Origin of the sequence: Mycoplana sp. MJR14 (assembly GCF_029210525.1) — a bacterium.
Taxonomy (GTDB): Bacteria; Pseudomonadota; Alphaproteobacteria; order Rhizobiales; family Rhizobiaceae; genus Mycoplana.
The window spans coordinates 1-22135 of the sequence record NZ_JARGEO010000001.1 but is presented as its reverse complement, the minus strand read 5'-3'; the positions used below and the strand labels follow the sequence as shown (position 1 = coordinate 22135).

The 22135-nt window shown below is 66.3% G+C and carries 16 protein-coding genes; 11 read left to right on the top strand and 5 right to left on the bottom strand.

Going from position 1 to position 22135, the window contains the following annotated elements:
- Positions 1-26 precede the first annotated feature (26 nt).
- Complete coding sequence (locus tag P0086_RS00080; protein ID WP_112609378.1) at positions 27-1463, bottom strand: glutamine synthetase family protein; 1437 nt, start codon at positions 1461-1463, stop codon at positions 27-29.
- A 159-nt stretch (positions 1464-1622) separates the two neighbouring features.
- Between P0086_RS00080 and P0086_RS00075 the strand changes: the two genes are divergently transcribed.
- The 5 genes from P0086_RS00075 (at position 1623) to P0086_RS00055 (ending at position 9236) form a co-directional block, all read left to right on the top strand.
- Complete coding sequence (locus P0086_RS00075) at positions 1623-2807, top strand: NAD(P)/FAD-dependent oxidoreductase (protein ID WP_148192411.1); 1185 nt, start codon at positions 1623-1625, stop codon at positions 2805-2807.
- 224 nt (positions 2808-3031) lie between these two features.
- The gene (locus tag P0086_RS00070) at positions 3032-3187 is read left to right on the top strand and encodes a hypothetical protein (protein ID WP_162714863.1); all 156 of its coding nucleotides are present in this window, start codon (positions 3032-3034) and stop codon (positions 3185-3187) included.
- A gap of 269 nt (positions 3188-3456) precedes the next feature.
- The gene (locus tag P0086_RS00065; RefSeq protein ID WP_275782028.1) at positions 3457-5988 is read left to right on the top strand and encodes a methyl-accepting chemotaxis protein; all 2532 of its coding nucleotides are present in this window, start codon (positions 3457-3459) and stop codon (positions 5986-5988) included.
- Positions 5989-6134: 146 nt separating this feature from the next.
- The gene (locus P0086_RS00060; RefSeq protein WP_275782027.1) at positions 6135-7970 is read left to right on the top strand and encodes a methyl-accepting chemotaxis protein; all 1836 of its coding nucleotides are present in this window, start codon (positions 6135-6137) and stop codon (positions 7968-7970) included.
- A gap of 393 nt (positions 7971-8363) precedes the next feature.
- Entirely contained in the window at positions 8364-9236 is an 873-nt protein-coding gene (locus P0086_RS00055; protein ID WP_275782026.1) for a LysR family transcriptional regulator, read from the top strand.
- Between the two features lie 28 nt (positions 9237-9264).
- Here P0086_RS00055 and P0086_RS00050 read toward each other — a convergent pair whose 3' ends face one another.
- The 3 genes from P0086_RS00050 to aceA all read right to left on the bottom strand — a co-directional run bounded on the left by P0086_RS00050 (position 9265) and on the right by aceA (position 12222).
- A complete protein-coding gene (locus P0086_RS00050) occupies positions 9265-10365 on the bottom strand; it encodes a LuxR C-terminal-related transcriptional regulator (RefSeq protein ID WP_275782025.1) in 1101 nt (366 codons plus the stop codon).
- A gap of 212 nt (positions 10366-10577) precedes the next feature.
- Positions 10578-10817, bottom strand: coding sequence for a hypothetical protein (locus tag P0086_RS00045; protein WP_112599216.1), 240 nt, complete (start codon positions 10815-10817; stop codon positions 10578-10580).
- 115 nt (positions 10818-10932) lie between these two features.
- On the bottom strand, positions 10933-12222 hold the full coding sequence (gene aceA / locus P0086_RS00040) for an isocitrate lyase (protein WP_275782024.1): 1290 nt from the start codon (positions 12220-12222) through the stop codon (positions 10933-10935).
- Between the two features lie 239 nt (positions 12223-12461).
- Between aceA and P0086_RS00035 the strand changes: the two genes are divergently transcribed.
- From P0086_RS00035 to P0086_RS00015, 5 genes are all read left to right on the top strand, one after another.
- Positions 12462-13877, top strand: coding sequence for a helix-turn-helix transcriptional regulator (locus tag P0086_RS00035; protein ID WP_275782023.1), 1416 nt, complete (start codon positions 12462-12464; stop codon positions 13875-13877).
- A 176-nt stretch (positions 13878-14053) separates the two neighbouring features.
- The gene (locus P0086_RS00030) at positions 14054-15154 is read left to right on the top strand and encodes a polyamine ABC transporter substrate-binding protein (RefSeq protein WP_112609390.1); all 1101 of its coding nucleotides are present in this window, start codon (positions 14054-14056) and stop codon (positions 15152-15154) included.
- Between the two features lie 77 nt (positions 15155-15231).
- Positions 15232-16371 carry an ABC transporter ATP-binding protein gene (locus P0086_RS00025; protein WP_112599208.1) on the top strand — a complete coding sequence of 380 codons (1140 nt, stop codon included), beginning with the start codon at positions 15232-15234 and terminating at the stop codon, positions 16369-16371.
- A gap of 3 nt (positions 16372-16374) precedes the next feature.
- Positions 16375-17286 (top strand): ABC transporter permease subunit, encoded by a 912-nt coding sequence (locus tag P0086_RS00020; RefSeq protein WP_112599206.1) that lies wholly within the window; start codon positions 16375-16377, stop codon positions 17284-17286.
- A 2-nt stretch (positions 17287-17288) separates the two neighbouring features.
- Positions 17289-18107 (top strand): ABC transporter permease subunit, encoded by an 819-nt coding sequence (locus P0086_RS00015; RefSeq protein ID WP_112599204.1) that lies wholly within the window; start codon positions 17289-17291, stop codon positions 18105-18107.
- Between the two features lie 49 nt (positions 18108-18156).
- Here P0086_RS00015 and P0086_RS00010 read toward each other — a convergent pair whose 3' ends face one another.
- Complete coding sequence (locus tag P0086_RS00010; protein ID WP_275782022.1) at positions 18157-19989, bottom strand: AsmA-like C-terminal region-containing protein; 1833 nt, start codon at positions 19987-19989, stop codon at positions 18157-18159.
- A gap of 182 nt (positions 19990-20171) precedes the next feature.
- Here P0086_RS00010 and P0086_RS00005 point away from each other — a divergent pair, with 182 nt between their 5' ends.
- Positions 20172-22124 (top strand): acetoacetate--CoA ligase, encoded by a 1953-nt coding sequence (locus tag P0086_RS00005; RefSeq protein ID WP_275782021.1) that lies wholly within the window; start codon positions 20172-20174, stop codon positions 22122-22124.
- Positions 22125-22135: the final 11 nt, after the last annotated feature.

The following is a 22135-nucleotide window of genomic DNA, read 5'->3' as shown; positions in this document are numbered from 1 at the left end:
GCCCGGGGTCTGCCGGGTAACCGGCCCTAGACGTTGAGCAGCAGGAACTCGCGCTCCCAGGGGCTGATCACCTGCATGAAGGTTTCGAACTCGCCGCGCTTGACGCCGGCATAGAGGCCGATGAAGTCCGGGCTCAGCGCGTCGGTCAGCGCCGGGTCGGATTCCAGCAGCGAGACGGCTTCCAGCAGGCCGCGCGGCAGGTCGATCGATCCCTCGTTGGCGGTGTCGTCCGTCGGCGGTGTCGGTTCGACCGCGTTCATGATGCCGAGCAGGCCGCAGGCGAGCGAGGCCGCGAGCGCCAGATAGGGGTTCGCGTCCGAGCCGGGGAGGCGGTTCTCCACCCGTCGCGCACCCGGATCCGAAACGGGGATGCGGAACGCCGTCGTGCGGTTGTCGTAGCCCCAGGCGACGTTCACCGGCGCCGACATGTCGGGGGTGAGGCGGCGGTAGGAGTTCACGTAGGGCGCCATCATCACCAGCGTCTTCGGAACATAGCGCTGCATGCCGCCGATGAAGTGGAAGAACTCCTTCGACGGCGAGCCGTCCGGGTTGGAGAAGACGTTCTGGCCTGTCTTGATGTCGACGACGGACTGGTGGATGTGCATCGCCGAGCCCGGCTGGCCCTGCATCGGCTTGGCCATGAAGGTGGCATAGATGCCGTGCTTGAGCGCCGCCTCGCGGATCGTCCGCTTGAACATGAACACCTGGTCGGCGAGTTCGATCGGATCGCCGTGGCGCAGGTTGATCTCGAGCTGGGCCGGCCCCTCCTCGTGGATGAGGGTGTCGATCTCCAGGCCCTGCTTCTCCGAGAAATGGTAGATGTCGTCGATCAGCTCGTCGAACTCGTTGATGCCGGCGATCGAATAGCCCTGTCCGCCGAGGATGGAGCGTCCCGAACGGCCCTTCGGCGGATGCAGCGGATAGTCCGGGTCGTCGTTGAGCGCCACCAGGTAGAACTCGATCTCCGGCGCCACCACCGGCCGCCAGCCGCGCTCCTTGTAGAGCCGCAGGACGTTCTTCAGCACGTTGCGCGGCGTATAGGCGACGTCCTCGCCGTTGGAGCCGACGATGTCGCAGATGACCTGTGCGGTCGGATCGGTTTCCCAGGGCACGATCGACAGCGTCGAAAGGTCGGGCAGAAGCTTCAGGTCGCTGTCGCGCGGCTCGTAGCGGAAGTTGCCGGTCTCCTCCGGATATTCGCCGGAGATCGTGTGCCGGTACAGCGCCGAGGGCAGGGCGAGCGAGGTGTTGGAGGTGAATTTCGACGACGGCATCATCTTGCCGCGCGGCACCCCGGCCAGGTCAGGCGTGATGCACTCGATGTCCTCGATGCCCCGGATCTTCAGCCAATCACGCGCTTCCTTCCAGTTGCCGACGCCGCGCAGGGCGGAAAGGGCGGGGGGGATTGCCGAGGATTTGCTGGCTTTCTGAACGGTCGAGGCAACGGTCTTTTTTGAGGGCATGACACACCATGGGTGGTTTCGGATGCGCCATCATATCTGGAGTTTAGCCCTTTGCTAGGGGGCGCAGCGGCGAATGCGGCAAGCTGTCCGGGCGGGACGAGACCGGTTGACATTGGCGCCAAGGGACGGGATGGGAGGGCGAAACGGGGAAGAAGCGGCGTGGCGGACAGGAAAGACGTGGTCATCATCGGTGCCGGTGCTGCCGGCATGATGTGCGCGATCGAGGCGGGCAGGCGCGGGCGGCGCGTCCTGGTGATCGACCATGCGAAGGCGCCGGGCGAGAAGATCCGCATTTCCGGCGGCGGCCGCTGCAATTTCACCAACATCCATGCCGGCCCGAAGAACTTCCTGTCGCAGAACCCGCATTTCTGCAAGTCGGCCTTGGCGCGCTACACGCCCCGCGATTTCCTCGACCTCGTCGAGCGCCACGGCATCGCCTGGCACGAAAAGACGCTCGGCCAGCTCTTCTGCGACCATTCGGCGAAGGACATCATCGCCATGCTGCTGAAGGAGATGCGCGAGGCCGGCGTGGAACTGCGGCTGTCGACCGAGGTGACCGCGATCGATCGGGCGGCGGGCGGCGGGTTCCGCATCGGCACCAGCAACGGCCCCTGCGATGCCGCCGCGCTCGTGATCGCCACGGGCGGCAAGTCGATCCCGAAGATGGGGGCCACCGGATTTGCATACCGCATCGCCGAACAGTTCGGCCTGCGCCTCGTCGAGACGCGCCCGGCGCTCGTGCCGCTGACGCTCGATCCGCAAGCGCTCGGCCTGCACGAGGGCATGCCGGGCGTTTCCGTGGAAGCCGTCGCCGGCCACGGCAAGGCAGAGTTCCGCGAGGCCATGCTCTTCACCCATCGCGGGCTGAGCGGCCCGGCGATCCTGCAGATCTCGTCCTACTGGCGCGAGGGCGACGACATCACCCTTCACCTGCAGCCCGACCTCGATGTCGTTGCCGTGCTTGCGGCCGCGCGCGCGACGAACGGCCGGCAGGCGGTGCAGACGGTGCTGGCCGAGCACATGCCGCGCAAGCTCGCGCAACTGATCGTCCGGCAGACCGGCATCGACGGCCCGGTCGCGGCGGTCCCCGGCTATCGCTTCGCCGCGCTTGCCGAGCACATGCGCCGCTGGAAGATCCGCCCGGCGGGCTCGGAGGGCTACCGGACGGCCGAGGTCACGCTCGGCGGCGTGGATACGGACGAGCTCGATTCCCGCACCATGGCGGTGAAATCCGTGCCCGGCCTCCATTTCATCGGCGAGGCCGTGGACGTCACCGGCTGGCTCGGCGGATACAACTTCCAATGGGCCTGGGCATCCGGCCATGCGGCCGGCCAGGCGGCCTGAAGCGCGCCCGAAAGCTTGTGTTAGCCATGCTAAAGTAGTGGTGGCAAAGACGCGCGACAGGCTTTACCCTTCATTAAGAGGTGCGGGTCGATCCTGCTTGCAAGTCGGCGTTTCTCCGCGCGTGGACAGGGCCTCGTCCCACGGCAGAGCGGGTGAAACAACATGATGTGGGCCGGCTGGCCGGATCAACCGGGATTCCCGTAGCTCGTAACCGGAGTCTTGCCATGCCCGCAGTTCACCGCCGCCCCACCGCCCGCGCCATTGCGATCGCCGCCGCCGCCGACGAAAGCCGCCGCCGCATGATCGCCATCGCCGCCAACTGCGCCGTGGCCGCCCTGCTCCTGGCCGGCATCGCGGCTTCGCTGGCGAGCCTGTTCTGAGGGCGTCCGCCGTTCCTGTGACAAAAAAGTGATGAACTGTCAGGAATAGGCGGGAACGTTCGAAGTTTTTTAAAGCTTCCCGCTGATGATCACCGGATATCTGGCCCGGACCGCGTGCACGAATGATCGTGCTGCGGCCATGCAATGAATGCGCCCGGGGCCACACGGCGAAAATCCGTATCCATCCAATGCAGTTTCGGCGGACCGGCCCTTGGGAGACTCACGGCAAGTGGGCAGGGAGGCGGTCGCCCGCACGGAGTGTTGCCCCGATGTTCATCGACAGGGTCCTTGCCCGCTTCAAGATCCAGACGAAAGTCGTTCTGTTCATCCTTCCGTTTGTCGTCAGCATCAGCGCCGTCGGCCTCACCGGGCTCTATGCCTCGGGTCTGCTGCAGGGCAGGATGGAGATCTCCAACAGCGTCCTGCAATCGCTGAGCGGCTTCAAGGACGTCTATGCGGGGATGAACGCCTTCCTCCAGAACACGTCGGAGGAGACGCGGGGCGCCGTCGTCGAGAAGATCGCCGCGCAGCAGGATGTGCTGGCGGACACGCTCTCCCAGGTCACCGACGAGGAAGGTCGCAACCAGCTGCAGCAGGCCGTCGACGGCAGCGCCAGGATCGGCGAGCGCGTCGGCCAGCTCTGGACGCTCTATGAAAACGAAATTTCGCTGCGCCAGTCGATGCAGAAGGGCCTGCGCGGCCTGTTCGGCGAGCAGATGAGGATCCTCGACGCGGCGAGCACCATGGAACTTTCCGTACGCGCCGACGAGGAGGCCGCCAAGACCCTTTTGCGCGAAGCCGAGCGCCTGAAGAGCGCCAGCGACGAGCTGACCGCCTTCAGCTCGGCCTTTTCCAAGGCGCCCACGCCCGACGCCAAGGTCAAGCTGGCCGCCGACCAGAAGGACGAGCTGGTGACGGTGAAGAACGGCATCGGCATGAGCCTTCCGGACAATCAGAAGGCCGTCATCGACACCTTCCAGAAGACGATCGAGGAAATCGGCAAGCTCGCCTCGAGCGGTGACGTCAGCGAGGAAAACGCCACGGCCATCGGTCGCCTCGTCACCCGTTTCCGCCAGACGAGCATCCAGCTGCAGGCCGCCGCCAGCGCCAAGATGCGCGACGCCACGATAACGTTCTCCAAGCTGGACGCGGCGCTGGTGAAATCGACCGCGGTCCTTTCGAGCACGCGCGAGCTGGTCAACGCCATCTATTCGATCCGCATCGCCGCCGCTGGCTTCCTGGAAAACGCCAACAAGCAGGGCCAGGCCCAGCTCGCCCAGCAGTTCACGATGCTGCGGCAGCAACTCGAGGGCCTGTCCGCCACGGCCGACGACATGGAGTTCTTCACCAAGCTCAACGCCTCGCTCAAGCCCGTCATCGACGGCATGGACGCCGACAGCGCAGCCCTCGTCGACATCAGCCAGAAGCGCGGCAAGGAGTTCGCGGCCGCCGCCGCCGACATCGACAGCATCTGGAACCAGCTGACCGCCTTTGCCGAAAACCAGAAGGCCAATGCCTCCGTCGAACGCGACCAGGCCAATCAGGTCTCGGTCCTTGCGACCATCGCCGGCATCGTGATCGCCGTGCTCGCCGGCGGTGCCCTGGTGCTGACGCTGAAGGGGCCGATCGGCCAGATCACCGCAGCGATGCGCCGGCTTGCCGACGGCATGCTCGACACCGTCATCGACGGCGGGGCCCGCCGCGACGAGATCGGCGACATGGCCCGCGCGCTCGACGTCTTCAAGGCGAACGCGCTGTCGAAGATCCGCATTGAGGCGGAGAGCGAGGAGCAACGCACGGTCGCCGAAGCCGAGCGGACGCGAAACGACGCCGAGAAGCGCGAGCTGGACCGGCAGATCGATTTCGCCGTAGATGCGCTCGCCGCCGGCCTCGGCCGGCTTGCGCAGGGCGATCTGTCGCGGCAGATCGAGACGCCGTTTACCGGCCGGCTCGAGCAGCTGCGCCAGGACTTCAACGTCTCGCTGGTCCGCCTTCAGGACACGCTCGGGCAGATCCGCCACAACGCCCTGTCCATTCAGCAGAACGGCGCTGAACTGCGGACCTCCGCCGACCAGCTTTCCAAGCGGACCGAAGCCCAGGCCGCCTCGCTGGAGGAGACCGCCGCGGCCGTCGACGAGATCACGGTGACCGTCCGGTCGTCCGCCGAGCGGGCGAACGAGGCGAACGCGGTCGTGGTCGAGACGAAGCGCAGTGCCGACAGCTCCGCCGCCGTGGTCGGCAGCGCCGTCGACGCCATGGGCCGGATCGAGGCCGCCTCGCGCCAGATCGAGCAGATCATCGAGGTGATCGACGATATCGCCTTCCAGACGAACCTGCTCGCACTGAACGCCGGCATCGAGGCCGCACGTGCCGGCGAGGCGGGCAAGGGCTTCGCCGTCGTCGCCCAGGAAGTCCGCGAGCTCGCCCAGCGCTCCGCCGATGCCGCCCGCGAGATCAAGGGGCTGATCAACAAGTCGACGCAGGAAGTCAGCAACGGCGCCCGCCTGGTGCAGGAGACCGGCGCCGTGCTCGCTTCGATCAGCGAGCAGATCGTCACCGTCAGCCACCATGTGGAGATGATGGCGACCGCCAGCCGCGACCAGGCGACCGCGCTGAACGAGGTCAACGGCTCGGTCAACCAGATGGACCAGATGACCCAGCAGAACGCCGCGATGGTGGAGACGACGACCGTTGCCTGCCGCCAGCTCGCCAGCGAGGCTGACACGCTGACCATGCTCGTCCAGCAGTTCCGGCTGGAGGCATCGGCTTCGGAGGCCAGCGACCGCTACGAGGCCGCCTGAGGGAGCGAGAACGCATGCCGGGCCCGGTTCGCCGGGCCGGCTCATTTGAAAGACAAAAATTGCGATTTATCAGACAATTCACCTAAATTTCAGATTTTATTATCAAGTCAATCCTAAACTGGCTTCCTGAAATATAGGAGACGTCAATGTTTCGCATGCTCAAGACTTCCATTGCCGCCCAGTACGTGGCGATGACGATCGCCCTGATATTTTTGAGCGGCGCCGTGATCGTTGGCGTCATGCACTACAATCTGCGCCAGTACGTGCTGCAGGAAGCCGGCAACAATGCCCGCGACGCCAGCCGCGCCATGGCGGTTCTCTATGCCGGCGTGATGGACGGCTCGCAGATCGACGTGAAGGACAACCGGCTCGTCGCGGTGAGCGCCGAACAGGTTCCCGATTTCACCGACCATGCGCTGGTCGATCGCACCGCCCAGTCGATCGCGGGCGTCGCCACCATCTTCCGCAAGGAAGGGACGGACTATGTCCGCGTCTCCACCAACGTGAAGAAGGAGGACGGCAGCCGCGCCGTCGGCACCAAGCTGGCCGCCGACCATCCCGCCCAGGCCGCCCTGGCCAAAGGCGAGGCGTTCTACGGCCCGGCCGAGCTCTTCGGCCGCCAGTTCATGACCGGCTATTTCCCGATCAAGAGCGCGGCCGGCGCCAATGTCGGCCTGCTGTTCATCGGCATCCCGATGGAGGTCTATTTCGCCAAGATCCACGAACTGCAGATCATGGCCGTGATCGCAGGCCTGGTCGCGCTCGCGATCTTCGGCACGCTGTCCTATGTCGCCGTCCGCTTCTCGGTCCGCCCGCTGAAGTCGCTGATCGCAGCCGTTCGCGACATCGCCGACGGTCGTCTGGAGGCGGAGGTGCCCTGTCGCGACCGCGCCAACGAGTTCGGGCAGATCGGCCGCGCGCTGGAAGTGTTCCGCGACAATGCCCTGCGCAAGATCGCCGTCGAGCGCGAAGCCTCCGCGCACCAGCAGGAAGCCGCCCGCGAGCGGGCGCAGTCCGACAGTGAAAAGCAGGAGACCGACCGGCAGATCGCCTTCGCCGTCGATGCGCTCGCCCAGGGGCTCGGCCGCCTGGCGCAGGGCGACCTGTCGCAGCAGATCGACACGCCGTTCGGCGGCAGGCTCGACGACCTGCGCCGGGATTTCAACACCTCGCTCGTCCGGCTGCAGGACACGCTTCTGCAGATCCGCGCGAATGCGCAGTCGATCCAGCGCAGTGGCGGCGAGATGCTCCAGTCGGCCGACGCGCTGTCCCGGCGGACCGAAGCCCAGGCCGCTTCCCTCGAGGAGACGGCCGCCGCGGTCGAGGAAATCACCGTGACCGTCCGCTCCTCTGCGGAGCGGGCGCAGGAAGCCAACCAGAAGGCCGGTGAGACCAGGACGAGCGCCGACAATTCCAGCACCGTCGTCAGCAACGCCATTTCGGCGATGGGACGGATCGAGGACGCCTCGCGGCAGATCGAGCAGATCATCGAGGTCATCGACGACATTGCCTTCCAGACCAATCTCCTGGCGCTGAACGCCGGCATCGAGGCCGCGCGGGCAGGCGAGGCGGGCAAGGGCTTCGCGGTCGTCGCACAGGAGGTTCGCGAACTGGCGCAACGTTCCGCCGACGCCGCCCGCGAGATCAAGTCGCTGATCGAGAAGTCGACGCAGGAAGTCGGCGCCGGCTCGCGGCTCGTCCAGGAGACGGGGGCGGTGCTGGCCACCATCAGCGCCCAGGTCGCCGCCATGAGCCAGCATGTCGAAACGATTGCAACGGCAAGCCGCGACCAGTCGGCGGCGCTGCAGGAGGTCAACACCTCCGTCAACCAGATGGACCAGATGACCCAGCAGAACGCCTCGATGGTCGAGCAGACGACGGAGGCGAGCCGTCAGCTCGCCGCCGAGGCCGACGCGCTGATGGCGCTGGTCGACCGCTTCCGCCTCGGGACGGGCGGCGAGCGCCTGCGCCAGGCAGCCTGACCGCAAGCTGAAGCCGCCAACGCGATCGAGAAGCCCGGCCATCCCGCCGGGCTTTTCCTTGTCTGTCAGCAACGCCCGGCGCGCCGCCGGAATGCGCCGGTGACGGCGCGCCAGAGCGTCCGAAATCGGTGCCGGGCGGGGCGTCTCCTGCATCCCCCGTGCCGGCCGTGCGGCTGCTTCGAGATTGCATCGAAGAGGATCGCCATTCCCATCATGTCGTGCATTTGCAAGTCTCCGGGCAAAGAGGTCTCCCGCGGGGCGGGATCGGCCCTGCGCTGGTCGTGACCTTCGGTGAAGCGTCCCGGCCGCCCACGGCAGCCAAAGAGGACAGCCGGATCATGTCCTCGAAAGTTCGACTGACAAAGGCAAGGATTTCGCCTATGTTTTTCAATTATGAAAAACGTGGGATGGGATGCCTATCAGATCTTCGCAGCGGTCGCCCGCAATGGCGGCCTGACGGGTGCGGCCCGGGCGGAAGGATCGAGCCCGGCGACGATCGGCCGTCGCGTGCTCGATCTCGAACAGGCGCTCGGCCGGACGCTCTTCCTGCGCAGCCAGACCGGCTACAGCCTGACCCGGGACGGCGCCGCACTGCTCGAGCAGGTGAAGGCGATGGAGGCGGCCGCCCGCGGCGTCGATGCCTGGCGGCGGCATGGCGAAGGACAATCGGTCGTGCGCCTCATGCTCGGGACCTGGAACGCGTGGCTCGTCTGCGAGAACATCGACGCCATCCGCACCGAGGCCGACGACTTCCGCCTCGACATGTCCATCACCGAGCGGCGCGCTGCACTCGCGCACCGTGAGAGCGATGTCGGCATACGCGCTTTCGCGCCGGAGGAAGCCCACCTCGTCAGCCGGCTTGCGGGCGAAGTCGCCTATGCCGCCTATCGCCGCCGCAATGCGTCCGGCACGCGTCCGGCGTGGCTGGCGGTGTCGCAGGAGGACGCGATCTCGCCCTATCTGCGCTGGCCGCACGAGCATGCCGCCGCACAGGTCGCGATCGTCGTCAGCCGTCCCCGTTCGTTGCTGGACCTGGCGAGGGCAGGCGCGGGACAGGCGGTGCTGCCCTGCTTCGTGGGCGATCTCGACCCGGGGCTGGAGCGGGCGGATGAGGAGATCAGGGCGCTGCGGCATCCGCAATGGATCGTCGCCAACGGCGAGGACCGGCATCGGCGCGACATCCGCACGGTCAGCGAGCGCCTGTTCCGGCTGATGCGCAGGCACGGTGACCTGTTTGCCGGAAAGCGGCCGAGCCGGACGGCGTGACGGGGTGGATGCGGATCCGCTGCCGCCGTCACCGCAGCAGGCGCGCGACCAGCGAGGCCTGCGAACTGACCTCCATCTTGCCGTAGATGTTCTTCACATGCGAGCGCACGGTCTCATAGCTGACGCCGTCGCTGTCGGCGATCTCGCGCAGCGACAGGCCGGCCGCGATCGCCTCGGCGATCCGGACCTCCTTCGGAGTCAGCCTGTAATCCTCCTGGAGGCGCACGCCGCGCATCTCGCCGGAGACCGCGATCGGCTCGATGACGATCGCCACGGTGGGGCCGTTCAGGAACTCGACGAAAGGGTCGGACTTGAGGCGAACCAGCGTCAGCCGGTGAGAGGCGCCGTCTGCGGCCCTGACGACCGCCACATAGGGCTCGACCTGCACGCCGTGCCGTGATGCCAGGAACCGCAGCGTCTCCGCCGCCCTCGGATCGGTGATCGCGATGCGGCCGTTCGCCCTGAACCGGACCGGCGCGCCGGCCTCGAGCATTTCCCGCGCGCGGTCGTTCATGGACCGGATGTCGCCCGTTTCGGAGACATGGATCAGGCCGGCGCCGATCGCATCGAAGAGCGCCTGGCCGGTCCGTCGCTCGCCGGTCACGAGCTCGCCCCGGCGGATGAAGTCGACGGCCCGCCGGAGATGGGGCGAAAGCTGGGTGTAGAGGTCGGCCGCCCGGTGGTTGAACTCCGGGTCGGTCGACGAGGTGCAGGTGGAGAGGATGAAGGTCCGGGTCGAATCCCGCAGGATCGTCGCGCCGATGCTCGTCTCGCATCCGGTCTGCCGCTTGAGCCAGTCGTTGTAGAATTCCGTCTTCGCCAGTTCCGCGCGCGGGAAGATGCTGTCTCCCGCAATGCCCCGGCCGACGGGCACCAGCATCGTGCGCGGCACCCAGGGGTTCACGGCGGCGTAGTGATTGTGGAACTGCTCGATCTCATCCTCGCCGAACCCGGAGACGAGGCCGACCTGTGCGAGCGACGAGGTCAGGTCCTGGTAGTGAAACGCCGACTTGCCGTTCGGGAGCGTCGTTGCGAGCCGGTCCATGAAGTGCTGCCAGCTGCATTCGCCGAACAGGCTTCCGTAGACCAGATCCGTCAGTTCCAATCGACCGGCAATTGCATTTTGCACCGCGAGCTCCCCACTCCATGGCACAACCGCATTTAAGTGCGAACTAACGCATTGCGCAATCGGAAAGTGCAATAGTTGCCCGCATTATCGAGGGGTTGCGGGTCGGAAAGGAGGAAATCCGGCCTGCACCGCATGCCGGAAGGGCCGGCGTTTCCACCGGCCCCCGCGCCGACAGGTGCCGCTGGCGGACACCCGGCACCTGCTGGCTTGCTCTAGACCCGGCCCTGGGTGACGATCACCGGGATCAACAGGTCGCCCCAGTTCCCGTCGCCGCCATGGTGGCGCGCGGAGCGGACGAGCTCGACCGACACGCCGGCCTCGACCGCCTTCATGACGGCATGGTTGAGGCGGTGCAGGTCGTTCGCGAGCATGCGGATCATCGCCTGCTGGTCGGGCGACATCGCCGATGACTGTTCCTCGGCTCTTTCCTTGACGCGGGTCTGGACTGTCATGGCATTTCTCCTCTTTGCGGGGTTCTTGAAGCTTTTGCCCTTTCGGGCCATGTCCCCTCTCCCCGCCTGCCGGGGGGAGGGCTGCCGTGGGCGGCCTCTGCCCGATGCGCGAAGGCTACTCGGCCGCCGGGCGGAACTGGTCGTGCTCGGTCGATTCCTTCATGGCGGTGGTGGACGACTGGCCGCCGGTGATCGCCAGCGACACCGCGTCGAAATAGCCGGTGCCGACCTCGCGCTGGTGCTTGGTCGCGGTGTAGCCGTTGGCCTCGGCGGCGAACTCGGCCTCCTGCAGCTCCGAATAGGCGGCCATCTGCCGGTCCCTGTAGCCGCGCGCCAGCTCGAACATGCCGAAATTGAGCTGGTGGAAGCCGGCGAGCGTGATGAACTGGAACTTGTAGCCCATCGCGCCCAGCTCCCGCTGGAACCTGGCGATCGTCGCATCGTCCAGGTTCTTCTTCCAGTTGAAGGACGGAGAGCAGTTATAGGCGAGCAGCTTGCCGGGATGCGCCTTGTGCACGCCCTCGGCGAACCGTCGCGCCTGCTCCAGGTCGGGCTTGGAGGTCTCGCACCAGATCAGGTCGCAATGCGGTGCATAGGCGATCGCCCGCGCGATGCAGGGCTCGATCCCGTTGCGCACCTGGTAGAAACCCTCGACCGTGCGGCCGGCGTCATAGTCGACGAAGGGCCGGTCGCGCTCGTCGATGTCGGAGGTCAGGAGCTTGGCGGCTTCCGCATCGGTGCGGGCGATCACCAGCGTCGGCGTCCCCATGACGTCGGCGGCGAGGCGCGCGGCGTTGAGGTTGCGGATGTGCGCGGCCGTCGGGATCAGCACCTTGCCGCCGAGATGGCCGCACTTCTTCTCCGAGGCCAGCTGGTCCTCGTAGTGGACGCCGGCCGCCCCCGCCTCGATGAAGGCCTTCATGATCTCGAAGGCGTTGAGGGGCCCGCCGAAACCCGCCTCCGCGTCGGCGACGATCGGCGCGAACCAGGTGTCGACCGAGAGCCCCTTGCCCTCGGCGGTCTCGATCTGGTCGGCGCGCTGCAGGGTGCGATTGATCCGCCTGGCGAGTTCCGGCGCGGCATTGGCCGGATAGAGCGACTGGTCCGGGTACATCGCGGACGCCGTGTTGGCGTCGGCGGCGACCTGCCAGCCGGAGAGATAGATCGCCTTCAGCCCGGCGCGGACCATCTGCATGGCTTGGTTGCCCGAGAGCGCGCCCAGCGCATTGACGAAAGCCTCTTCGTGGATCAGCTGCCACAACCGGTTCGCCCCCATCTCGGCCAGCGAGTGCCGGATCTGGATGGAGCCGCGCAGGCGCTGCACGTCCTCGGCCGCATACGGTCGGCTGATGCCGTCGAAGCGGCCCGCCGGTGCGCTGGGAACGAGGTTGTAAAAATCGGTCATGAATGCACTCCTCCGTCTGGTATGTCAAAGGCGGCAGCGCTGCGATGATCGCGTGCCCCGCGGTGGTCATGTCGGAATATTTACATTGCAGTGCGGGGGATCGCGACAGTTTTCGATTAGTTGAGCGCCGGAAACGGGTTATGCTGTGAGGCGCTTGACAAGAACGTGCGGTTAATTTGTAAATTATGTAAATTCACCGTTCGACGCGACGTGCCCGACAGGTGTCAAAGGATTGACAGGTGGTTGAGAACAAAATCTTCGCCGGCCCCAGGGTCCGCCGCATTCGCAACGGTCTCGGCCTGACCCAGACCGCGATGGCCGAGGCGCTGTCGATCTCGCCTTCCTACCTCAACCTGATCGAGCGCAACCAGCGCCCGCTGACGGTGCAGCTGCTCCTGCGGCTCGCGTCCGTCTACAAGGTCGACATGGAGGACCTGCAGGGCGAGGCCGGCGGCAGCGTCGCCCAGTTGAAGGAGGTGTTCGCCGATCCCCTGCTTTCGGGCGAATTGCCGGGCGACCTGGAGCTGGTCGAGGTGGCGGATGCCGCGCCCAATGTCGCCGGCGGGATCGTCAAGCTCTATCGCGCCTACCGCGAACAGGCCGCGCGCCTTTCCGACCTCTCCGAGCTGCTGGCGCGCGAGGGTCGGGCGACGTCGCTGGCCGGTGCGCGCCTGCCGATCGACGAAGTGCGCGAGAAACTCGAGCCGCGGCCCAACCATTTCGAGGCGATCGAGGCTGCCGCCGAGGCCTTCCATGCCGCGCTCGCCCCGGGCGACGATCTCGCGGGCGCCCTGAAGGCCTGGCTGAAGAAGGAGCACGGGGTGGTGGTGCGCCTGCTGCCGGTCCATGCCATGCCGACGCTGCGCCGCCGCTTCGACCGTCATTCGATGCGGCTGTTCCTGTCGGAGCGCCTGTCGGCGCACGACCAGTTGCGCGAGATCGCCATGGAGGCGGTGCAGCTGGCGCTGCGGGAGGAGATCGCAGCCGAGCTCGACCGGCTCGCGCTCTCGGCAAACGAGGCGCGCCGCATCGCCCGCTTCGAGCTCGCCCGTTATGCGGCGCATGCGCTGATGATGCCCTATGACGCCTTCCTGTCCGCCGCCCAGCGTGCGCGCTTCGATGTCGACCTGCTGCGCACCCGCTTTGCCGTCTCCTTCGAACAGGCGGCGATCCGGCTGACCATGCTGCAGCGCCCGGGGCAGGCGGCCCCTCCCTTCTTCGCGCTCGAGGTGGACGTCGCCGGCCACCGCCTGCGCCGGGCCGGCGCGCAGGGCTTCCCGCAGGCCCGTTTCGGCGGCGGCTGTCCGAAGCTCAACGTGCATGCGGCGTTCGCCCAGCCCGGGCAGGTCCTGTGCGAGCGGGTCGAGATGCCGGACGGTGCGGCCTTTCTCACCGTATCGCGCACCATCGACGGCCCCGGTGCGGCTTTCGGCGAGCGTGTGCGGCGTACGGCGCTGCTTCTCGGTTGCGATGCCGCCGCGGCTGCCGAGACGGCCTATGGCGAAGCCGCGCAGGCGCAGCCGCCCGTCGCCGTCGGCACCGCCTGCCGCCTGTGCGAGCGGCAGGGCTGTCTCGCCCGCGCCGAGCCGCCGGTCACGCGTCCGCTGGGACTGGACGAGATGGTGGCGGGGCTGTCTCTTTTCGACTTCCAGTGATTTTCCGCTTGCTTTGCAGTGCGAAAGCGATTTCAAATATGATAGGAATGGCGGAAATGTGATACCAATGCGCGGGCACCCTTCAAAAGATGATGCTTGTCGCGCCTTGAAAAAGAACGATAATCGCAATCGACCGCCTCCGGGAACGGCTAAACTTTGAAACTGGGAGCCCATTGATGAAAAGACGCAACCTTGTGGCGACTGCCGCCATCGCAGCCCTGACCGCCCTTGCCGGTGTGCAGGCGCAGGCGCAGGAGAAGGTGGTGAATGTCTACAACTGGTCAGACTATATCGACGAGTCGATCCTGGCCGACTTCACCAAGGAAACCGGCATCAAGGTCGTCTATGACGTCTTCGATTCCAATGAGACGCTGGAGACCAAGCTGCTCGCCGGCGGCACCGGCTACGACGTCGTCGTCCCGACGGGCAACTTCCTGCAGCGGCAGATCCAGGCCGGCGTCTTCCAGAAGCTCGACAAGTCGAAGCTGCCGAACCTCTCCAACATGTGGGACGAGGTCTCCCAGCGCGTGGCCGCCTACGACCCGGGCAACGAATACGCGATCGACTACATGTGGGGCACGACCGGCCTCGGCTACAACGTCACCAAGGCCAAGGAGATCCTCGGCTCCGACGCGGCTCCCGGCTGGGACGCGATCTTCAATCCGGAGATCGCAAAGAAGTTCGGCGAATGCGGCATCTACGTGCTCGATACCGCCGACGAGGTGATCCCCGCCGCGCTCAACTTCCTCGGCCTCGACCCGAACTCCAAGGATTCCGGCGATCTGGAGAAGGCCGGCGAACTCCTGGCCTCGATCCGGCCGTATATCCGCAAGTTCCACTCCTCCGAATACATCAACGCGCTCGCCAACGGCGACATCTGCCTGGCGCTCGGCTGGTCCGGCGACGTCCTGCAGGCGCGTGACCGCGCCGCTGAAGCCGCAGCAGGCGTGGAGGTCAACTACACCATTCCCGCCGGCGGTGCGCTGATGTGGTTCGACATGATGGCGATCCCGGCCGATGCGCCCCATGTCGAGGAGGCGCATGCCTTCATCAACTACATCATGAAGCCCGAAGTCGCCGCCAAGGCCTCGAACTACATCTTCTACGCCAACGGCAACAAGGCGTCGCAGGCACTGATCGACAAGGAGGTCTTCGAGGATCCGGCGATCTATCCGTCGGCCGACACGATGGCCAAGCTCTACACCAAGCTGCCCTACGATCCGAAGACGCAGCGGGTGGTGACCCGCATCTGGACCAAGGTCGTCACCGGCCAGTAAGAAAAGGAATGCAGATTGCCCGGAACCGCTTCCGGGCAATTTGCTGTTGCGCGCCAAAAGACAATCGGGGACAGCCAATGAAGTCACTGGGCAATATCCGCCGCTCCTTCGCGCCGTGGGCGGATCCGGACTCCAAACCGTTCATATCCTTCAGGAACATCACGAAGAAGTTTGGTGACTTCACAGCCGTCGACAACCTGACACTCGATATCTACCACCGCGAGTTCTTCGCCCTCCTGGGCGCCTCCGGCTGCGGCAAGTCGACCCTCCTGCGCATGCTGGCCGGCTTCGAGCGGCCGACCTCGGGCGAGATCATCCTGGACGGCCAGGACATCGCCGGCATCCCGCCCTACCGGCGGCCGGTCAACATGATGTTCCAGTCCTACGCGCTGTTCCCGCACATGACGGTGGAGAGCAACATCGGCTTCGGGCTCCGGCAGGACGGCATGCCGAAGGCCGAGATCGCCGAGCGCGTCAAGCAGATGCTCAAGCTCGTCAAGCTCGAGCAGTTCGCCAAGCGTAAGCCGCAACAGCTCTCCGGCGGCCAGCGTCAGCGCGTGGCGCTCGCCCGCTCGCTCGCCAAGCGGCCGAAGGTGCTGCTGCTCGACGAGCCGCTCGGCGCGCTCGACAAGAAGCTGCGCGAGGAGACCCAGTTCGAACTGATGGACCTGCAGCAGGAGCTCGGCCTGACCTTTGTCGTCGTCACGCACGACCAGGAGGAGGCGATGACCATGGCGGACCGGATCGCGGTGATGAGCCACGGCAAGGTCATCCAGGTGGCGACGCCGGCCGAGATCTACGAGGCCCCCAACTCCCGTTTCGTGGCCGATTTCATCGGCGACGTGAACATCCTCGAAGGCAAGGTCAAGGCCGCCGGCAATGGCCGCGTCGAGATCGCCGGCGAGGATTTCACCGTGCGTGCCCTGGGCGATACCCAGCTCGCAATGGGCGCCAGCGCCGGTTTCGCCATCCGCCCGGAGAAGCTCAAGATCAGCCGGACCGCGCCTGCGGATGCCACGATCAACGCGTCGGAGGGCGAGATCTGGGACATCGCCTATCTCGGCGACATGACCGTCTTCCACGTCAGGCTGCCGAGCGGCAAGGTCGTCAAGACCTCCATGCTGAATGCACAGCGCGAGGTGGAAAACCCGATCGGCTACGACGAGAAGGTCTGGGTCTCCTTCGCCGAGACCGGCGGCGTCGTGTTGAAGGATTGACGTATGACCAAGCTCGGCTCCCGCATCTTCAGCCGCCTGGTCATCATCGTTCCCTACGCCTGGCTGCTCTTCTTCTTCCTGATCCCCTTCGTCATCGTCTTCCGCATCTCGCTGTCGACGACGGCGATCGCCCAGCCGCCCTATGAGCCGGTCTTCCGGCTGGCGGACGGCCTCGCGGGCATCATCGACAACATCCGCCAACTGAGCTTCGACAACTTCGTCTGGCTGACGGAGGACGCGCTCTACATCAATGCCTACCTGTCGAGCCTGAAGATCGCGGGGATCTCCACCTTTCTCACCCTCTTGATCGCCTATCCGATCGCCTACGGCATGGCGCAGGCGCCGCGCACCTGGCGGCCGACGCTGCTGATGCTGGTGATCCTGCCGTTCTGGACCAGCTTTCTGATCCGCGTCTATGCCTGGATCGCGATCCTGAAGCCGGAGGGCCTGCTGAACCAGTTGCTGATCTCCGCCGGCCTCATCAACGAGCCGCTGATCATCCTCAACACCAACTGGGCGATCTATATCGGCATCGTCTATTCCTACCTGCCCTTCATGATCCTGCCGATCTATTCGGCGCTGGAGAAGATGGACCACTCGCTGATCGAGGCCGCCGAGGATCTCGGCTGCCCGCCGATCAGCGCCTTCTGGAAGGTCACCTTCCCGCTGTCGCTGGCGGGCGTCGTCGCCGGCTGCATGCTCGTCTTCATTCCGGCGGTGGGCGAGTTCGTCATTCCCGACCTGCTCGGCGGCTCGCAGACGCTGATGATCGGCAAGACGCTTTGGACGGAGTTCAACGCCAACCGTGACTGGCCGGTCTCCGCCGCCGTGGCGACCGTGCTTCTGCTGATCCTCGTGGTGCCGATCGTGTTCTTCCAGAACATGCAGGCGAAAGCCGAAGAACGGGGGAAATAGCCATGACCAGGTGGTCCCGCTTCAACATCATCTCGGTGGCGCTCGGCTTCGCCTTCCTCTACCTGCCGATCGTGCTGCTGGTCGTCTTCTCGTTCAACGAGTCCCGCCTCGTCACCGTCTGGGCCGGGTTTTCGACCAAATGGTACGTGGCGCTCTTCAACAACCAGGGCCTGATGGACGCGGCCTGGGTGACGATCCGGGTGGCGCTGCTGTCGGCGACGATCGCCACCGTGCTCGGCACGATGGCGGCGCTGTCCCTGGTGCGCTTCACCCGCTTCCGCGGCCGCATGCTGTTCTCCGGCATGGTCTACGCGCCGCTCGTCATGCCGGAAGTCATCACCGGCCTGTCGCTGCTGCTGCTGTTCGTGGCGATCGGTTTCGACCGCGGCTTCTGGACGGTGACGCTGGCCCATATCACGCTGACCATGTGCTTCGTCGCCGTCGTCGTGCAGTCGCGGCTGCTCTCCTTCGACCGGTCGGTGGAGGAGGCGGCGCTCGATCTCGGCGCAACGCCGCTTCGCACCTTCTTCGAGGTGACGCTGCCGATCATCGCGCCCGCCGTCTTCTCGGGCTGGGTGCTGGCCTTCACGCTGTCGCTGGACGACCTGGTCATCGCGAGCTTCACCTCCGGCCCCGGCGCCACGACGCTGCCGATGAAGATCTACAGCCAGGTGCGGCTCGGCGTCACGCCGGAGATCAACGCGGCGTGTACGCTCCTCATCGCGCTGGTGACGGTGGGGGTGATCATCGCCTCGATCGTGACCAAGCGGCGGGAGCTCCAGCGCCAGCGCGACGAGCACGCCGCCTTCGCAGGCAGGTAGGAAAGGCGGCCGGCCCGGCCGCTCGCGCCTTGCGTCCCTCCGATCCCCGTCAATTGGCGGGGATGCTCATCAGGATCGCCATCGGCGAGATCAACGGGGCGGGCCAGGCGCCGCTGACGAGGAAGTTGACGGCAGGTTCGGTCATCGAAGCCTCGTCCGGCTTGTGGGTTGCAAGCGATCCCGCCAGCGCGACATTGCCATGCCGGAACGGGATCGTGCCGGAGATCGAGAGCGTCTTCTCGGCTCCCTCGAATGTGGCGCGGGCGATTTCGGCGAGACCCCGGTCCACGCGCCCCTCGATCGTCGCATTCCCAAATTCGAACGCGCCGTCGGCGGCGTCCGCCATGCTGAACGCCTCGGCGCCGCGCGCGCGCCGTTCGAATTCCGCACGGTCGAAGTCGGCGATGCTGCCCTGGTCGAAGTGCAGCCGGAAGGTCCCGATCAGGTCGGCGGCGCCAAAGCCCGCAAACGGCTGCTCGGTGAACAGGCTGAGGTCGGCCGAGCCGCGACCCGTGGGCAACGGGCCCGACAGGCCGGCAAGGCCGATCAACGCGCCGAAGTCGATGTCCCGTGCCGACAGCTGCAGCTCGCCGCCGGGCTTGTGGTGGCGATCGGTGACCGAGAGCTGCCCGCTGACGCTGCCGCCGAGGACGGTCCCGTCGCCGATGTCGAGCGACGTCTGGCCGCCCGCGGCGCGAACGCCCGCGGCGAAGTCGGTCAGCACCAGGGGCTCCAGGAAGGCTTCCCTGGCGGAGAAGCGCAGGTCGAGGTCGAGCCCGTCCATCGTCAACGGCAGTGGCGGAGCGGCGGTGTCGCCCTCACGCGGCGCAGGCGAATAGGCGGCGACCATGGCGGCGAGATCGACCTTGTCGAAGGCAAGCGTGCCGCCGAGCTTCGGCGTCTCCCTCGGCGGCAGGCTGACGTCGAGGATGCCGGTCGCCCGCGAACCGTCTATGTCGAGGAGCAACTGGTCGATCCGGGCGGAATGCGCGCTGGTGGTCATGTTGCCCTCCAGCGTCAGCGCGCCCAGCTTGCGGGCCGGCGTGAAGCGCATTCCGGTCCAGGTCAGCAGATGGGAGGAGGAGGGGACGGTCAGCCCGATCCTGCCGGTCGCAAAGGCGTTGCTCGAGAGATTTGCGGTTCCGTCGAAGTCGAGCTTCAGCGGATCGGAACGCAACGAAAGGCGAATGCCGGCTTCCTGGCCGTCCAGCAGGCGGCCGGGCTCGTCGGCGGCGAGCCGCAGTTCGGCCACCTCGCCGTTGACCACGCCCCTGAGCGCGATGTCGAGGTCGGAGGAAGGCTTCGGCCAGGCGATCTTTCCGGTCACATCGCTGATGCGATAGTGCTGGCCCCGTCGCGCGTCGTCGACCGCGATGGCCCCGTCGCGAACAAGGAGCGTGCCGAACTGCGGCAGTGGCGCTGGCGCCGACCGGTCTTCGGGGTCGCGGGAGAGCGCCTGCCCGATCCCCGTGCTGCCCTGCCAGTTGAGCGCGCCACGCTCATCGCGGCGGATGTGGAAGAGCGGCCTGACGAGCTCGACGTCCCCGAGATCCGGCGCGCCGAGCAGCGAGCCGAGCAGGCTGAAGTCGACCGCGATCCGGGCGGTCAGCAGTTCCCCGCCATCGCCCGTCGGCGAACCCGGATAGCGCAGCCGCACGTCTTCGAAGGCCATGTGCGGAGCGGGCCAGAAGCTGAAACGCGGCGTGCCTCTGAATTCCAGTTCGGCACCGGTCCAGGCCGACAGGTTGGCTTCGATCTCGTCGCGGATCCTGTCGGAGGACACGAGCGTCGGCCCGGCAAGCCGCAGGGCCAGTGCCAGCACGGCCATGACCGCCAGCAGCCGCAGCAGCGGCTTCGGACGAAGGTATCGAAGGAGACCCATTGCGTAGTTTGCCCATTGCCCGGCGGATGTGCGCTCCGCGTCCGTCAGGGGATAGGCCCTCGTGCCGAAGAAATCAAATCCGGCGCGCGCAAAAATGGCGCATATCGCACCATGGCGGCGGGCGTTCAGCCTTTATAGTGCGACGCACCATGCTATAGAAAAGCGTCGGAGTGGAGGAAAACATGATCCAGGAAAAGCCGCTTTGGGAACCGTCCCCGGAAGTGCTGGCAAAAAGCCCCATGGCGCTCTTCATGAAAGCCTGTGGAAAAGCCGTCGGCCGGGCGTTCGATGGCTATGACGCCTTCCATGCGTGGTCGGTGGACGATCGCGCCGCCTTCTGGTCGGCCGTGTGGGAGGACTGCGGGGTCATCGGCGACCGGGGCAGCCGTGCGCTCGTCGACGGCGACAATATGCTCGGCGCCCGCTTCTTTCCGGATGCGACGCTGAATTTTGCGGAAAACCTGCTGCGCGGCAAGGGAGAGGCCGACGCGCTGATCTTCCGCGGCGAGGACAAGGTCCAGTACCGCTGGAGCTGGTCCCATCTGCACGCGATGGTTTCGCGCCTGCAACAGGCGTTTTCGGCGATGGGGATCGGCAAGGGCGACCGCATCGCGGCGATGATGCCGAACCTGCCGGAGACCATCGCCTGCATGCTGGCCGCTGCCTCGATCGGCGCGATCTGGTCCTCCTGTTCACCGGATTTCGGCGAGCAGGGCGTGCTCGACCGCTTCGGCCAGATCGAGCCGAAGCTGTTCATCGCCTGCGACGGCTACTGGTACAACGGCAAGCTGCAGGATGTCGGCGCCAAGGTGAAGGCTGTTTCCGACAGGCTCGGCGTGCCGGTCCTCGTCGTGCCCTATGCCGGCGACGCGCTCGCCGTCGCGCGGGCCGTGCGCGACGGCCGGACGCTGGCCGATCTGATCGCCCCCTACGCGGCGACCGAGGTCACCTTTCTGCGGCTGCCGTTCGCCCACCCGCTCTACATCCTGTTTTCGTCCGGGACCACCGGCGTGCCCAAGTGCATCGTTCATTCCGCCGGCGGCACGCTCCTGCAGCACCTGAAGGAGCACCGCTACCATTGCGGCCTGACTGAGGGCGAGCGGCTGTTCTACTTCACCACCTGCGGCTGGATGATGTGGAACTGGCTGGCCTCCGGGCTTGCAGTCGGCGCCACGCTCTGCCTCTACGACGGCTCTCCCTTCCATCCCGATGGAAACATCCTCTTCGACTATGCGGCCGAGGAGGGCTTTGCCGTTTTCGGCACCTCGGCGAAGTACATCGACGCGGTGCGCAAGGGCGGGCTGACGCCGCGCACCAGTCACGACCTCTCCAGGCTGCGGCTGCTGACCTCGACCGGATCGCCCCTGTCGCCGGAGGGCTTCAGTTTCGTCTATGAGGGCATCAAGCCCGACGTGCAGCTGGCCTCGATCTCGGGCGGCACCGACATCGTCTCCTGCTTCGTCCTCGGCGTGCCGTTGAAGCCGGTCTGGCGCGGCGAGATCCAGGGGCCGGGCCTCGGCCTTGCGATCGACGTATGGAACGAGGACGGCCAGCCCGTCCGCCAGGAGAAGGGCGAACTGGTCTGCACCAGGGCGTTTCCGTCGATGCCGGTGATGTTCTGGAACGACCCGGACGGATCGAAATATCGCGCCGCCTATTTCGAGCGTTTCGACAACGTCTGGTGCCACGGCGACTTCGCCGAGTGGACGAGCCACGGCGGCATCGTCATCCACGGCCGCTCGGACGCCACGCTCAATCCGGGTGGTGTGCGCATCGGCACGGCGGAGATCTACAATCAGGTCGAGCAGATGGAGGAGGTCGTCGAGGCGCTCTGCATCGGCCAGGACTGGGACGATGACGTCCGGGTGGTCCTGTTCGTTCGTCTCGCCCCCGGTCTCGTGCTCGACGAGGCGCTGGAAAAGGCGATCCGCCTGCGCATCCGCAGCGGCGCCTCACCGCGCCACGTGCCGGCCAAGATCATCGCCGTCGCCGATATCCCGCGCACCAAGTCCGGCAAGATCGTCGAGCTCGCCGTGCGCGAGGTCGTCCACGGGCGCCCGGTCAAGAACAAGGAGGCGCTCGCCAATCCGGAGGCGCTGGAACTCTACGCCGACCTGCCGCAACTGAAGGACTGATGCAGCCATAT